The 12,740-nt window shown below is 62.7% G+C and carries 15 protein-coding genes; 12 read left to right on the top strand and 3 right to left on the bottom strand.

Annotation, left to right across the window (positions count from 1 at the left end):
* The first annotated feature begins 4 nt into the window (after positions 1-4).
* The 7 genes from RBR25_RS08490 (at position 5) to RBR25_RS08460 (ending at position 7,529) form a co-directional block, all read left to right on the top strand.
* Positions 5-490 carry a YajQ family cyclic di-GMP-binding protein gene (locus RBR25_RS08490; protein ID WP_432819121.1) on the top strand — a complete coding sequence of 162 codons (486 nt, stop codon included), beginning with the start codon at positions 5-7 and terminating at the stop codon, positions 488-490.
* Positions 491-582: 92 nt separating this feature from the next.
* On the top strand, positions 583-1,923 hold the full coding sequence (gene rimO / locus RBR25_RS08485; protein WP_432819120.1) for a 30S ribosomal protein S12 methylthiotransferase RimO: 1,341 nt from the start codon (positions 583-585) through the stop codon (positions 1,921-1,923).
* A gap of 3 nt (positions 1,924-1,926) precedes the next feature.
* Positions 1,927-2,925: an FAD:protein FMN transferase gene (locus tag RBR25_RS08480; RefSeq protein WP_432819119.1), complete on the top strand. Its 999-nt coding sequence runs from the start codon at positions 1,927-1,929 to the stop codon at positions 2,923-2,925.
* On the top strand, positions 2,922-3,305 hold the full coding sequence (locus RBR25_RS08475) for a NusG domain II-containing protein (RefSeq protein ID WP_432819118.1): 384 nt from the start codon (positions 2,922-2,924) through the stop codon (positions 3,303-3,305). Before RBR25_RS08480 ends, RBR25_RS08475 begins: the two co-directional genes overlap by 4 nt.
* Positions 3,286-3,843: a Gx transporter family protein gene (locus RBR25_RS08470; protein ID WP_432819117.1), complete on the top strand. Its 558-nt coding sequence runs from the start codon at positions 3,286-3,288 to the stop codon at positions 3,841-3,843. The genes RBR25_RS08475 and RBR25_RS08470 overlap by 20 nt, the downstream gene beginning before the upstream one ends.
* A gap of 159 nt (positions 3,844-4,002) precedes the next feature.
* A complete protein-coding gene (locus tag RBR25_RS08465) occupies positions 4,003-5,736 on the top strand; it encodes an ABC transporter ATP-binding protein (RefSeq protein ID WP_432819116.1) in 1,734 nt (577 codons plus the stop codon).
* Complete coding sequence (locus RBR25_RS08460) at positions 5,733-7,529, top strand: ABC transporter ATP-binding protein (RefSeq protein WP_432819115.1); 1,797 nt, start codon at positions 5,733-5,735, stop codon at positions 7,527-7,529. The genes RBR25_RS08465 and RBR25_RS08460 overlap by 4 nt, the downstream gene beginning before the upstream one ends.
* A 67-nt stretch (positions 7,530-7,596) precedes the next feature.
* On the opposite strand, the gene hslO is transcribed toward RBR25_RS08460, so the two are convergent.
* The gene (gene hslO, locus RBR25_RS08455; RefSeq protein ID WP_432819114.1) at positions 7,597-8,472 is read right to left on the bottom strand and encodes an Hsp33 family molecular chaperone HslO; all 876 of its coding nucleotides are present in this window, start codon (positions 8,470-8,472) and stop codon (positions 7,597-7,599) included.
* Between the two features lie 141 nt (positions 8,473-8,613).
* On the opposite strand from hslO, the gene RBR25_RS08450 reads away from it, so the two are divergent.
* The 4 genes from RBR25_RS08450 to RBR25_RS08435 all read left to right on the top strand — a co-directional run bounded on the left by RBR25_RS08450 (position 8,614) and on the right by RBR25_RS08435 (position 10,816).
* Positions 8,614-9,609, top strand: a complete 996-nt coding sequence (locus RBR25_RS08450) for a sugar phosphate nucleotidyltransferase (protein WP_432819113.1) — start codon at positions 8,614-8,616, stop codon at positions 9,607-9,609.
* A gap of 53 nt (positions 9,610-9,662) precedes the next feature.
* The gene (locus RBR25_RS08445; RefSeq protein ID WP_432819112.1) at positions 9,663-9,980 is read left to right on the top strand and encodes a type II toxin-antitoxin system RelE/ParE family toxin; all 318 of its coding nucleotides are present in this window, start codon (positions 9,663-9,665) and stop codon (positions 9,978-9,980) included.
* Positions 9,973-10,365 (top strand): helix-turn-helix domain-containing protein, encoded by a 393-nt coding sequence (locus RBR25_RS08440; protein ID WP_432819111.1) that lies wholly within the window; start codon positions 9,973-9,975, stop codon positions 10,363-10,365. The genes RBR25_RS08445 and RBR25_RS08440 overlap by 8 nt, the downstream gene beginning before the upstream one ends.
* A 79-nt stretch (positions 10,366-10,444) precedes the next feature.
* Entirely contained in the window at positions 10,445-10,816 is a 372-nt protein-coding gene (locus RBR25_RS08435) for a superinfection immunity protein (RefSeq protein WP_432819110.1), read from the top strand.
* A 153-nt stretch (positions 10,817-10,969) separates the two neighbouring features.
* On the opposite strand, the gene RBR25_RS08430 is transcribed toward RBR25_RS08435, so the two are convergent.
* On the bottom strand, positions 10,970-11,860 hold the full coding sequence (locus tag RBR25_RS08430) for a radical SAM protein (protein WP_432819144.1): 891 nt from the start codon (positions 11,858-11,860) through the stop codon (positions 10,970-10,972).
* 157 nt (positions 11,861-12,017) lie between these two features.
* Here RBR25_RS08430 and RBR25_RS08425 point away from each other — a divergent pair, with 157 nt between their 5' ends.
* A complete protein-coding gene (locus RBR25_RS08425; protein ID WP_432819109.1) occupies positions 12,018-12,239 on the top strand; it encodes a hypothetical protein in 222 nt (73 codons plus the stop codon).
* Between the two features lie 13 nt (positions 12,240-12,252).
* On the opposite strand, the gene sugE is transcribed toward RBR25_RS08425, so the two are convergent.
* Positions 12,253-12,567, bottom strand: a complete 315-nt coding sequence (sugE, locus tag RBR25_RS08420; protein WP_432819108.1) for a quaternary ammonium compound efflux SMR transporter SugE — start codon at positions 12,565-12,567, stop codon at positions 12,253-12,255.
* Between the last annotated feature and the right edge of the window lie 173 nt (positions 12,568-12,740).

The raw sequence follows: 12,740 nt of genomic DNA, 5'->3' as shown, positions 1-12,740 counted from the left end.
AACCATGCCCAGTTTCGACATCGTCTCCAAGGTCGACATGCAGGAGATCGACAACGCCGTCAACCAGACGCGCAAGGAGATCGACCAGCGTTTCGATTTCAAGGGGACACACAACGAAATCAATCTCGAAAAGGACGCCATTGCCTTGCTCGGCGCCGACGACTACAAGCTCGACGCGGTGATCGACGTGCTCAAGGGCAAGCTGGTACGGCGCAACGTCTCGCCCAAGTGCCTCGACTACGGCAAGAAAGAGCCGGCCTCGGGGGGCGCGGTGCGGCAGCGGGTCGCCATCGTCCAAGGGGTCTCCACCGAGAAGGGGAAGGAGATCGTCAAGTTCATCAAGGAGACCAAGCTCAAGGTCCAGGCCCAGATCATGGAGGATCAGGTGCGGGTCACCGGCAAGAAGATCGACGACTTGCAGGAGGTTATCCAGGCCGTCAAGGGACATGACTTCGGCGTCGAGCTGCAATTCGTCAATATGCGGGCATAAACCCAGGAAAAAGGAGAAAGGAAAAAGGAAAAAGGATGAACCCTTTTTCCTCGATCCTTTTTCCTTTTTCCTGATTTCCGAAGGAAATCCCCTTGAACAAACTGAACGTAAGTCTGGTCAGCCTCGGCTGTCCGAAAAATCTGGTTGACGCCGAGGTCATGCTCGGCCATCTGCCTACCGATCGCTTCCGGATCGTCACCGACGAAACCCAGGCCGACATCATTATCGTCAACACCTGTGCCTTCATCAGTGACGCCCAGGAGGAGTCGGTCGACACCATCCTCGAAGTGGCCGACCACAAAAAGCATGGACGTTGCCAAATGCTGGTGGTCAGCGGCTGCCTGCCCCAGCGTTACGGCGAGAAACTGGCCGCCGAGTTGCCCGAGGTCGATCTCTTCGTCGGCACCGCCGATGCTCCCCGTCTGGTCGCCCTGCTTGACGCGCAGTTGAAACGGCGCGAGCAGATCACCGCCATCAGTCGGCCCGATTTTCTTTACGATCACACCACGCCCCGGGTCAGATCCTCCCCTTTCTACTCGACCTACGTGAAGATCGCCGAGGGTTGCGACAACCACTGCTCTTACTGCGTCATCCCCCGGCTGCGTGGCTCCTTGCGCTCGCGAAGCATCGACTCGATCGTCGCCGAGGTCCGTCGTCTGACCGCCGACGGGGTCAAGGAAGTCAATCTTATCGCCCAGGACATCACCGCCTACGGCGCCGACCGCGACGACGGCGCCCGGCTCGAAGGCCTGCTGCGCGAACTGGTGAAGATCGACGAGCTGCGCTGGCTGCGCCTGCTCTACGCCTACCCCGACGGTATCAGCGACGAATTGATCGAGCTCATCGCCAGCGAAGAGAAGATCTGCAACTATCTCGATCTTCCCTTTCAGCATGTGGATGACGCCATCCTCAAGCAGATGAACCGGCGCATCGACGAGGCTTCCATCCGCTCCCTGATCCGCCGCCTGCGCGAACGTATTCCCGATCTGACCCTGCGCACCTCCTTTATCGTCGGTTTCCCCGGCGAGACCGAGGAGCAGTTCGCCAAGCTGCACGAGTTCGTCAACGAAGGGCTCTTTGAGCGGGTCGGGGTTTTCCGCTACTCCCGGGAAGAGGGGACGGCGGCCGCCACCATGGAGGGGCAGGTGCCCGAGCGGATCAAGAAATCCCGTTACGCCAAGCTGATGAAATCCCAGCAGCGCGTCTCCTTTCGCAGAAACCGGGCACTGGTTGGGCGGGTCGAGCCGGTGCTGGTGGAGGGCTACAGCGAGGAAACCGAACTGTTGCTGCGCGGACGCTGCATCTGCCAGGCGCCGGACATCGACGGCCAGGTCTACATCACCGCCGGAAACGCCGAAATCGGCGACATCGTCGACTTGCGCATCACCGATTCTTCGGATTACGACCTGATCGGCGAGATCGTCGAGGACTGAGCCTTGTCTCGTTCGCGCCTCTTCGCCCTGGGGCTGGTGATCCTCCTGTCGGCACTGGCTCTGTTCGGCCGGCGCGGGGAAGAACCCGGCGAGTTTCGCCGCGCCCGGGTGCTCATGGGGACGGTGGTGGAGGTTACCCTTCTTGACGGCGGGGCAAACGTTGATGCGGAGGCGGCGATGGCGGCCGCCTTCAGCGCCATGGCCGAGGTCGAGGCGCGCATGTCGGCCCATCGCGACGACAGCGAAACGGCACGACTCAATGCCGCCGCCGGGCCTCTGGAGGTTTCCGCCGCGACCGCCGACTTGCTGGCGCTGGGGCTGCGGGTGGCGGCGGCGAGCGGCGGCGCCTTCGACCTGACCCTGGGCCGGCTCAAGACGCTTTGGGGCTTCGCTGGGGACGCGCCGCGCGTTCCCGATGATATGGCGATCACCGCCGCGTTGCAGGGCATCGGTCCCGAATCCCTGCGCCTGGAAGGGCGGCGGGTAACGAAAAGGGAGGCCGTCCTGCACGTCGATCTCGGCGCCATCGCCAAGGGTTATGCCGTTGATCGGGCCATTGCCGCCTTGCAGGCGGCTGGTATCCGTCACGCCTCGGTGAACGCCGGCGGCGACCTGCGCCTGCTCGGCGACTACGGCGGCCGCCCCTGGCGCATCGGCATCCAACATCCCCGCAATCCCGAAGCGGTTCTCGCCACCCTCGAACTGGCTGACGCTGCTGTCGTCACCTCCGGCGATTACGAGCGTTTCTTCGAAATTGACGGGGTGCGCTATCATCATATCCTCGATCCCCACGATGGCCGCCCGGCCGACGCCTGCCAAAGCGTGACGGTGGTCGCCGCGAGCGCCGCCGAAGCCGACGCCCTGGCCACCGCCGCCTTCGTTCTCGGCCCCGAAGCGGGGCGGCGGCTGGTGGAAGCCTGGGGGGGGCTGGCCTTGGTGGTTGCCGCCGACGGCACCGTCAGTCTTTCCGAGGCGCTGAAAGAGCGGGTGCGCTGGCCATGAAGGCACTTTGGGCGCGCACAACCGGCCTCGATCGCCTGATCGTGGCGGTTCTGCTACTGGGGATTCTGGCCTCTTTTTTTCTGCTCGGCGCCCGGCCCCAGGGGGAGAGGGTGCTGGTCGAGCGCGGCGGGCGGCTGCTTTTCAGCGCGCCGCTGGCCGAGAACCGGGTCGTCGACCTGGAGGGGCCTTTGGGGATAACGCGGCTGGAGATTCGCGACGGCCAGGTGCGCATCCTCGCGTCCCCCTGTCCGACCAAGGCCTGCATCGGCATGGGTGCCATCGCCTGCGCCGGGGAGATGCTGGCCTGTGTGCCCAACGAACTGCTGGTGCGTATCGAGGGCGCGGGGAAGGGGGCGGCACATGACCTCCTCAGCCGTTGATCCGCAGGTGCTGGCGGCGGCGCGCCGCAGGACCTTTCTTGCCCTTTTCACCGCCCTGGCGGTGGCGCTGCACACCCTCGAATACCTGTTGCCCGCTCCGGCCCCCTGGTTCCGCCTCGGTTTCGCCAATATCCTGACGCTGGCCGCGCTCTTTCTTTACGGCCCCCGCGCCGCCTGGGGGGTGACGCTGGGGCGCGTTCTGCTTGGCTCGCTGGTGGTTGGCACCCTCTTTTCTCCGGGCTTCTTCCTCTCCCTCGCCGGGGGGACGGCGGCCACGGCGGTGATGACCGCCGCCTATCGTCTTGGCGGTCGCCGTATCGGCCCGGTCGGGGTTTCGGCCCTGGGCGCTGTCGGCCACGCTCTCGGCCAGCTGGCTTTGGCCTATCTGCTGCTGGTGCGCCACCCCGGCCTCTGGCAGCTGCTCCCCGCCTTTCTCCTCTTCGCCCTCGGCGCCGGTCTCGCCAACGGCTTCGCCGCCAGTTGGCTGCTCGACCTGCTGCGTGGGCATCCGGCCTTTCGCGGGGAGCAGGAAGAGTAGGATGCGGTTCGCTGTGCTCACTAGAGACACAGAGGACACCGAAAAAACAAACAATAAAAACATAACTAATTCTCAGGGTTTTTCTCTGTGTCCTCGGTGCCCTCGGTGGTGAAAGCTTTTGTTTGAAATGGATGTTTCTTCCACTCGGACAGGTTCTTCGTGAAAAGCCTGCGTTTCCTCATCCCTTATCTGCGCCCCTATCAGCGGCTGCTCTTGGCCGGCGTGGTCTGGCTGGTTTTGACCAACGCCCTGGCCATGGTCATCCCCTGGATGCTCAAAGGCGGGATCGAGGCGGTGGAGGCCGGAGATTATCGGGGACTGATCCGGTTTGCGCTGTTGCTGGCCCTGGCCGCGGTGCTGCGCGGTGGTACCCGGCAGCTTTCCCGACTGCGCTTTCTGCGCACCGCCCGGCGCATCGAGGTCGATCTGCGCCGCGATCTGCTCACCCGCCTGCTCGCTCAGGACGCCCCTTTTTTCGACCGCCACCGCACCGGCGATCTTCTTTCGCGTTTTAGCAACGATCTCACCAATATCCGCATGCTTGCCGGGTTCGGGGTGCTGACCCTGGCCAACGCTGTGCTGGTTTATCTCTTTTCCGTGATCATGCTTCTCTCCCTGGCGCCGGGCTTGACCCTGATCGCCCTGCTCCCCTATCCCTTTATGCTGATCGTGGTCAAGGTGGTCAGCCGCCACTTGCTGCACCATTCCACTCGCGTTCAGGAAAGTCTCGGCCGGGTCAGCGAGGCGGTGGAGGAAGGGGTTTCCGGGCAGGCGGTGATCCGCGCCGGAAATCTCGCCGAGGACCGGTGCCGGCGGTTCGCGGATCTCAACGACAATTACCTGGAACGCAATCTGGTCCTAGCCCGTCTGCGCGCCTTGGTGCTGCCGGTGATGACCGTCATCGGTCCTCTTGCCACCCTCCTTGCCCTTTACTTCGGCGGTGCCCGGGTGGTGGCCGGGGCCCTCAGCCTAGGCGAGCTGATCGCCTTCAACGCCTATCTGGTGCAGCTCGCCTGGCCGACCCTGCTCCTCGGCTGGGTTCTGACCCTGACCCAGCGGGCGGCGGCGAGCATGGAGCGGCTCGATCCCCTCCTCGGTACGGCGGAACCGCCCCCTTTTACCGGGACCGTCGCCCGCGACCTGCGGGCTCCGGGGATGCGCGCGGACGGACTCGATTTTGCTTACGGCGAGCGGCCGGTGCTGCATGGGCTGACCTTCGACATCCCCCCGGGCACCCTGGTTGGGGTTGCCGGGGGGACCGGTAGCGGCAAGAGCACCCTGCTCAAGCTGCTCTCCCGGCTCTATCGGCCGGAGGCGGGGATGGTCTTTGTCGACGGCGAAGATCTCGCCGACCTCGACGGCGCCGCCTATCGCCGGCGGCTGGCGGCGGTCCCCCAGGAAGGGCGGCTGTTCAGCGGTACGCTGCGGGAAAATCTCCTCTACGGGGTGCCGGATGGCGATGACGGTCTGCTGCAGCAAATCGCCGAGGCGGTCTGTCTGGAGGAGGAAGTGGTGAACTTCGCCGAAGGCTACGCCACCCGCGTCGGCGAAGGGGGGCTGGCCCTTTCCGGTGGGCAGCGGCAGCGCGTCTGTCTTGGCCGGGCGTTGGCTGCCGACGGCGGGCTGTGGCTCCTCGACGATCCTTTCAGCCATCTTGACGCCGGCACCGCCCGCGAGGTCTGGACGCGGCTGCGTCCCCGCCTGGCCGGGCGCACCGTGTTTCTCGCCTCGGGGCGGGTTTCCCAGTTGCAGGGGATGGACCGGGTGCTGGTGCTCAAAGACGGGTGTATCTGCCAGCAGGGCACGCCCGCCGAACTGGCGGCGACTGAGGGCTGCTACGCCCGCCTCGCCGAACGGGAGCGGCTGCTGGCGGAACTGGAGGAGCCGGCATGAGGCACGGTCACCCCGAACTTGACACCGTTAGCGGTCGTCATCTCGACTGGCGGCTTTTCCGCCGCTTCGTCGCCATGGTTCGCCCTTATCGCGGCCAAGCCGTCATCGCTCTGGGGCTCTTGCCCTTCATCGCCGGGGTCAAGCTGGCTCAGCCCTATCTGATCAAGCTGCTCATCGACAATCACATCGTGCCCGGAACCCTCGACGGTTTCGCCGGGCTGGCGCTCCTCTTTCTGCTCGCATTGCTTGGCGAAAGTTTGCTCCTCTTCGCCCAAGGCTATCTGGTTCAGGCGGTGGGACAACGGATCATGGCCGATCTGCGCCGCCAAGGGTTCCGGCGGCTGCTGCGTCTGCCCACGGCCTTTTTCGACCGCCATCCCTCGGGCCGCCTGGTCACCCGGTTGACCAGCGATGTGGAGAATGTCGGCGAACTCTTCGGCGCCGGGGTCATCGCTTCGGTCGGCGACATCGTTACCCTGATCGGCATCGTCACCGCCATGTTCTGGCTCAGCCCGAACCTGACCCTGGTGGCGCTGGCGGTGGTGCCGCCGTTGCTCATCATTCTTTACCTCTTTCGCCGCAACATGCGCGACGCCATGCGCCAGGTGCGGGCGCGTCTGGCCGGGCTTAATGCCTTCATCGCCGAGCGCATCGCCGGCATCGGCGAAGTCCGCCTCTTCGGTCAGCAGCGCCGTACTCTCGATGAGTTTGAGACCCTGCAGAACGACTATCGGGACAGCACCTTCCGCACCATTGAGTGGGACGCCGCTCTCTATTCCCTGGTCGAAGTCCTCTCCGCGCTGGCCATCGCCGCCATCCTCTGGCAAGGGGGGGGCGAGGTACTGACCGGAATCGCCGGTTTTGGCACCCTGGTCGCCTTCATCGAATATGTGCAGAAGTTCTTTATCCCCCTGCGCGATCTCTCCGCCAAATATTCTGTGCTTCAGGCCAGCAACGCCTCATTGGAAAGGATCTTCGAGTTGCTCGACGAGCCGGAAGAAACCGTTGGTTCCGAAACTTACCCCCAGGGCCCCGGCGAGGTCCGGTTCGCGGGGGTGAGTTTCAGTTACGATGGCAAGACGCCGGTGCTTAAGGGGCTCGACCTGCACATCGGCCCCGGTGAGCGGGTGGCCCTGGTCGGGGCCACCGGGAGCGGCAAGAGTACCCTGACCCGATTGCTGCTTCGCTTTTACCGTCCGTCGGCGGGCCACATTTTCATCGACGGAATCGATATCGACGAGCTTGACCCGGCCGAGGTGCGTCGCCGCATTGGTTGGGTCTCGCAGGAACCCTTCCTCTTTGCCGGGACGCTGCGTGCCAATCTTGATCCGGCGGGGATACTGGACGATGCCGCCCTGCGTGCTCTGCTCGCCGATTGCGGTCTGGAGGAGGTCGCCGAGCGGCTGGGGGGGCTTGAGGGGATGCTGAGCGAGCGCGGCCGCAATCTCTCCTCGGGCGAGCGGCAGCTGCTCTGCCTGGCGCGGGCGCTGGCAAGCGATCCCGCCCTGCTGATTCTTGACGAGGCGACCAGCCGCCTCGACAGCCTCAGCGAAGAGCGGGTGGAGGCGGCGCTGAACCGCGCCGGTCGCGCGCGGAGCATTTTGCTCATCGCCCATCGGCTGCGCACCGCCGCCGGTGCCGACCGCATTTATGTGCTGCATCGAGGAAGTGTGGCCGAGGTCGGCGGGCACCGGGAGTTGCTGGCCCAAGGGGGTCTCTATGCTCGGCTCTGGCGCTTGCAGGAGTTGAACGGCGAGCCTGAGGAAACTGCGGGCGATGAGGTGCAACGATGAGAAAGGGCTGATCGGCCTGTTGCTGCTGGTGTTGTGGGGAGGTGTAGGCCTTCGGCCGACCCTTCCCTTAATTCTTGAGCTGCGGCAAGGCGGAAAGTTCCTCGGCGGTGAAATGATACCGCTGCTTGCAGAACTCGCAGGTGACGGTGGCTCCCTGGTCTTCTTCGATCATGGCGCGGATCTCGTCGGCGGGGAGGGCACGGAGCATGGCGGTGACCTGGGCCAGATTGCAGGTGCAGCGGAATTCCAGGGGGGTTTCCAGTTGTACGGTAAAGGGGATATCCTGGAAAAGGCCTTCCAGAACCTGCAACGGGCTTTGCCCTTGGCGCAACAGGCTCGCGATGGGGGGTAGATGGCGCAGGCGCTTTTCGAGCAGGGGGATGAGTTCTGGGTCGCCGTCAGGCATGGCCTGCACCAGAAAGCCGCCGGCGGCGGCGATGGCGAAATCCTGGTCGAGGGCGACGCCGAGGCCGACGGTCGACGGTATCTGCTCCGAGGTGGTCAGGTAGTAGGCAAGATCCTCGGCGATTTCGCTGCTGTAGAGCTGGACCATGCCTCGGTACGGCTCCTTCAGGCCGAGGTCCTTGACCACGTGCAGAAAACCCGCCCTGCCCACCGCCCCGGCAACGTCGAAACGATCCTCTTTTGGCGGCAGCCCGGCAATCGGGTTTTTGATCGAACCGCGAACATGGCCGTAGGCGTCGGTTTCGGCATGCAGGCGTTGCAGCGGGCCGTTTCCTTCGATCATCAGCGCCAGTCGCTGATCCCCCTTGAGCAACGCCCCCATCAGCGCCGCGCCGGCGACCAGGCGGCCGAGAGCGATAGTGGCGGTGGGGTCGGTCTCTTGAAGGCGGCGGATTTTTTCGGTCAGGTTTTTGGTGGCGGCGGCGACGGCGCGCAGCGATCCGTCGTTGCTGAGAATACGGACCAGATGGTCGGTCATGGCGGCTCCTTCGGGTGAATCCCTTGTGACTTGTCGGGAAAAAAGTTAAACTTTTGAGCGTTTGCAGCCAAGCGCGTGGGTGCCGTGCATCCTACCGAAAGCCGGCTTGCGACGCCAATACTTTCAACATCCGGAGCCGCCATGAAAATCATCCTTCCCGTTGCCGGCAAAGGCACTCGTCTGCGTCCGCACACCCATACCAAAGCCAAATCCCTGGTTCACGTGGCCGGCAAGACCGTCCTTGAACACATCGTCAGTCGCCTGCTGGTGCTCGATAACATCGAACTGATCTTCATTACCGACGAGAACGGCCAGCAGGTCGAAGCCTGCATGAAAGAAAAATTTCCCCAAGTCGTCTGCCGCTACATCGTGCAGAAGGATCGCCTCGGCCCGGCCCACGCTGTTTCGCTGGCGGGGGAGTACATCCATGAGGGGGATGACGTGCTGGTGGTCTTCAACGACACCATCTTCGTCACCGAGCTCAAGCGCATCCCCAAACTCTGCGCCGACTGCGACGGCCTGATCTACTCCAAGGAAGTGGAGGATTACCAGCGTTTTGGCGTCAACGTGCTGCGGGACGGCCTGATCATCGACATGGTTGAGAAGCCTGACACCCCCATTTCCAGGCTCGCCCAGGTCGGCCTCTACTACCTGAAGGACGGCCGACGCTTCATGGATTACATCGACGCGACCATCGCCGCCGGCGACACGGTGAAAGGGGAATACTACCTGCCCGCCGTCTTCATGCGCATGATCAAAGACGGCGCCCGCTTTTGCGCCCCCGAACTGGATGAGTGGCTCGACTGCGGCAAGCCTGAGACCCTGCTCGAAACCAACCGCTATCTGCTGCGCAGCCGCCATCACATCCACGGCGAGGTCTACAACTCGGTCCTCATCGAACCGGTCCACATCGCCAAGGGCGCAGTGGTGCGCAACTCCATCCTCGGCCCCGATGTCTCCGTCGCCCCCGGCTGCGTCATCGAGGAGGCCATCGTCAAGGATTCGATCATCAACGCCAACAGCCGCGCCAAGGACACCATCCTGCACTACTCGATCCTCGGCGACAACGTCTCCCTCATCGGCTCGCCGCGCAAGATGAACATCGGCGACCATTCGGTGATCGTGATGGAGGGGTAAGGACGGCGAATTTCTAGTGCTTCCCTTGACGCATATCCGTCTAAAGCGTATATTTGATATATCAGTTCGTTGAATTGCAGCCATTTTCGGCTGTCCGTGAAAAATACCTTGATGAAGAGGAGTTTCTCTCTCTTCAGGCCTATTTGCTGGGGAACCCTGATGCGGGGGATGTTATTCCGTGCTCGGGTGGGTGTCGTAAGTTGCGATGGGCGGCGCAGGGCCACGGAAAAAGAGGTGGAGTACGGGTGATCTATTTTTTGCGACTCGCCCATGGAAAGATTGTTTTGGTCACCATGTACGCGAAAAATGTTCAGGAAAATATAGACCTCGGCTTGTTAAAGAAAATCAAGGAGAGTTTCAGTCATGACTAGGTTGTCCGAGGCCGAACTCGCATCGTGGGAAAAAACTCGCGACTTGAATGCGGAATTGCTTGCTGCGTTGCCGGAAGGCAAGCGTGGGGATTGGGCCAAGAAGACGGATTTCATTCCACAGGACGATGGCACCGTGCGCTGCATTGTCACACGCCGCGATGGAACGGTCGAAAAGGATGAAATCGTTACCTCCGAACGGGCGCAGGTCGCCCTTGCCCGGGCGGCAACGGGGCTATCCCAGTCCGCTTTCGCCAAACTTCTCGGGGTTTCCGTCAGGACGTTGCAGGAATGGGAGCAGGGGAGGAAAGTCCCCTCGGGGGCGGCGGCCACCCTTCTTAAAGTCGCTACCCGTTACCCTGAAATTCTTCAGGAATTGGCGGCGTAACTTCAAGCAGGGCGGAAGGAAGGACTGGAAACGGAGCCGCCCTTGTTTTCCGTATTTAAGATTGAGGGAGGAGAAACCCTTGCCGTTCGATCGTTCCCGTTTGCTGAATCTGCTGGTTAATGTCGTCGCCGTCGGCCTGGTCGTTGCCGTTGTCTATTACATTTTGGTGCCGGTTGTTGGCTTTTTCTGGTCGGTTTCGGTTTCCGCCGTGGCCGACGGTTATCGGCGGGCGGTGGAATTCTTTACTTATTTTGCCCGCTGGGATCGGGCGCCCTTTTTGGTTTTGGGGATTGCCGTCTATCTGGTGCCGACGATTCTCGCCTTCAAGAAGGGGCATTCGAACCGGGTGGGAATTTTCGTACTGAATCTGCTCACCGGCTGGTCGGTGATCGGCTGGGCACTCGCCCTGATCTGGACCCTCCCGGGCAAGGGAGATTCCGCGGGGGAATAACCCAACGGAGAGGGGCGGCTGGTTGCAACCTCCGCCCCTCTCCGTCGGTAATCCTTGGCGTCATCCATGTGGGGTCAGATCTTGTTTTGCAATAACTTCATCGGTTCAACACCCTTCGGGAAGGCCTGTCCTTCGCGCCAGGACCATTTCTGCTCAGTAGATCTCTTCCCGGTAGTCCGGAATCTCGTCGTACCACTCGGGGTGGTTCCGGGCACGGGCGATGGCGCTTTCGACCTGGGCGATGAGGATTTGTCGGTCTTTGGGGTAGCTGCCGGCCAGCTGCAAAAAATTGGAGACGTGGTTGGAGCGAAGGATGGTGCGGTGGGGAGCGAGGTGGCGCAGCAGTTCGCACGCCTCTTCGAGAATGCCGCCGCGGGTCAGGGGAACGATGCCGCGCAGAAAGTCGTCGTTGTGGCGGTAAAAGAGGGTGAGGAGCGAGAAGTATTCCGGGGAGAGGGTACTGATCCATTCCGCCGTGGCCCGGGCATGTTCCCGGGAGCGCTCCGCCCCGGCCAGGCCAAGGATGGCCGTCACCGAGAGTTTAATTCCGGCGCTTTGCGCTTTGCGGCAGAAGGCCAGCATTTCTCCGGAGGTGTAGCCTTTGTCGATGGCCAGCAGGGTGGCGTCGTCGCCGCTTTCCAGGCCGCAGTAGAGGATGCGCAGCTTGCGCTCCCGCAGGGCGGCGAGTTCTTCGGCGGTTTTGCCCGCGAGGCTGGCGGGGGAGGCGTAGACGCCGATCCGGGTCAGGCGGGGGAAGGTGCGGTCGAGGGCATCGAGAATCTCCAGCAGCCCTTTTTGGGGATAGATCAGCGCGTCGCCGTCGGCGAGAAAAATCCGCTGGATGTGCGGCCGGTGCGCCGGCGGGATGCTTTCGATCTCGGTGTGAATGTCCGCAACCGGCCGGACGTGGAAGGGCTTGCCCTTGTACATGCCGCAGAAGGTGCAGCGGTTGCGCGAGCAGCCGAGGGTGATCTGAAAGATCAGGCTGTGCGCCTCGCTCGGCGGGCGAAAGAGGGGGTGTTCGTAGTCGAAGTAGCCGTACATGAGGTTTTTCTGGGGTTGGAGGGTGAAATTCAAGGATATCGTCTGGTAATCCGAAGTCGGTAAGCAACCTTTTCCGCCTGCCACCCTTTTTTTTCCTGGTTGTCCCGCACCCGTCCTTGCGCTATTCTGTGCCTATTCTTTTTTTCAGGAGCGTGAAATGTCCAATCCCGCTGAATTTCTCAATGCTTGTAACGAAGGTCGGGTCTGGCTGCATTGTTCGAAGTGCGATGCGCCGAAGCGTTTCAACGATGTGGAACATCTCGACTCTTTCGAAAATCCGGCCTACTGGGGGCCGGAACCCTGGTGGTACGACACCCGGGTTTTCCGGTGTCCCGATTGCGGAACGGTGCAGCAGTCAACCCTGGAGCTTCAGGACTGAGAGCAGCCGCTGTTTAGGCGCTGAGCTTAAGGCCGGTGATGCCGGCGAGGATCAGCAGCAGGCAGAGCAGGCGCGCGGCTTCCCGGGGTTCGCCGAGAAAGAGCATGCCGAAGAGGGCGGTGCCGGCGGCGCCGATGCCGGTCCAGATGGCGTAGGCGGTGCCGATGGGCAACGTCTTCAGGGCTTGGCTGAGGAGCAGGAAACTTAGGGTCATGGCTGCCAGGGTCCACAGGGACGGCCCCAGACGGGTGAAGCCGACGGTGTATTTGAGCCCTACCGCCCAGCCGATTTCGAAAAATCCCGCCAGCACCAGACAGAACCAGGCCATATTCAATCCTTCCGTAGTCGTTGAGTGGTTGAAGGTCGCGGTCGAGTCTGCCATTAATAGCCGAGCGAGGTTAAGCCGTCAATCCTTGCGCTTCTTCGTCGGCGTGGTCAGATTGCCGCAAGTCCCTTCGATTGTATCCGCCCCGCGTGCCACCCCCATTTCCCCGGACGCTG

Source organism: Trichloromonas sp. (genome assembly GCF_034006665.1).
Classification (GTDB): domain Bacteria; phylum Desulfobacterota; class Desulfuromonadia; order Desulfuromonadales; family Trichloromonadaceae; genus Trichloromonas.
Note: the sequence above shows the minus strand (reverse complement) of the source record. Positions and strands in the feature narration are given on the sequence as shown.

Excerpts from the sequence above, each read along its gene's own strand:
- RBR25_RS08490 (WP_432819121.1), top strand. The coding sequence starts at position 5 with ATGCCCAGTTTCGACATCGTCTCCAAGGTCGACATGCAGGAGATCGAC.
- RBR25_RS08475 (WP_432819118.1), top strand. The coding sequence starts at position 2,922 with ATGAAGGCACTTTGGGCGCGCACAACCGGCCTCGATCGCCTGATCGTG.
- RBR25_RS08470 (WP_432819117.1), top strand. The coding sequence starts at position 3,286 with ATGACCTCCTCAGCCGTTGATCCGCAGGTGCTGGCGGCGGCGCGCCGC.
- RBR25_RS08460 (WP_432819115.1), top strand. The coding sequence starts at position 5,733 with ATGAGGCACGGTCACCCCGAACTTGACACCGTTAGCGGTCGTCATCTC.
- hslO (WP_432819114.1), bottom strand. The coding sequence starts at position 8,472 with ATGACCGACCATCTGGTCCGTATTCTCAGCAACGACGGATCGCTGCGC.
- RBR25_RS08450 (WP_432819113.1), top strand. The coding sequence starts at position 8,614 with ATGAAAATCATCCTTCCCGTTGCCGGCAAAGGCACTCGTCTGCGTCCG.
- RBR25_RS08440 (WP_432819111.1), top strand. The coding sequence starts at position 9,973 with ATGACTAGGTTGTCCGAGGCCGAACTCGCATCGTGGGAAAAAACTCGC.
- RBR25_RS08430 (WP_432819144.1), bottom strand. The coding sequence starts at position 11,860 with ATGTACGGCTACTTCGACTACGAACACCCCCTCTTTCGCCCGCCGAGC.
- RBR25_RS08425 (WP_432819109.1), top strand. The coding sequence starts at position 12,018 with ATGTCCAATCCCGCTGAATTTCTCAATGCTTGTAACGAAGGTCGGGTC.
- sugE (WP_432819108.1), bottom strand. The coding sequence starts at position 12,567 with ATGGCCTGGTTCTGTCTGGTGCTGGCGGGATTTTTCGAAATCGGCTGG.